1 protein-coding gene is annotated in these 265 nt (G+C 39.2%); it reads right to left on the bottom strand.

What is annotated here, in order from left to right; all coding sequences use genetic code 11:
- A partial coding sequence (locus C1G53_RS00045; RefSeq protein ID WP_330847447.1) for an HD domain-containing protein occupies positions 1 to 265 on the bottom strand: 265 nt, incomplete at both ends.

The raw sequence follows: 265 nt of genomic DNA, 5'->3' as shown, positions 1-265 counted from the left end.
TGATGTCTTCTTCTAGTTTATTGAGTTGAATGAGTTTCTGAGCATTGCGTTTAGCAATTCGTGGATGAACCCAAGCATGGCTCTTGTTGAATTTGGTATCTCTCCAGTCATAGAAGAATAAATCATGCAATAGACCACCACGAGCTGTTGACTTGGCATCCCAACCAAATTTTTTCGCAATCTTATAACTTGTATAAGAGACATTGATGGAATGTTCCAAGCGCGTGGAGTGATAATGATGAGGAATTTTCCCCAATTTTTGCAC

It is taken from the genome of Streptococcus suis (genome assembly GCF_002960445.1).
In the GTDB taxonomy this organism is placed as follows: Bacteria; Bacillota; Bacilli; order Lactobacillales; family Streptococcaceae; genus Streptococcus; species Streptococcus hyiners.
Note: the sequence above shows the minus strand (reverse complement) of the source record. Positions and strands in the feature narration are given on the sequence as shown.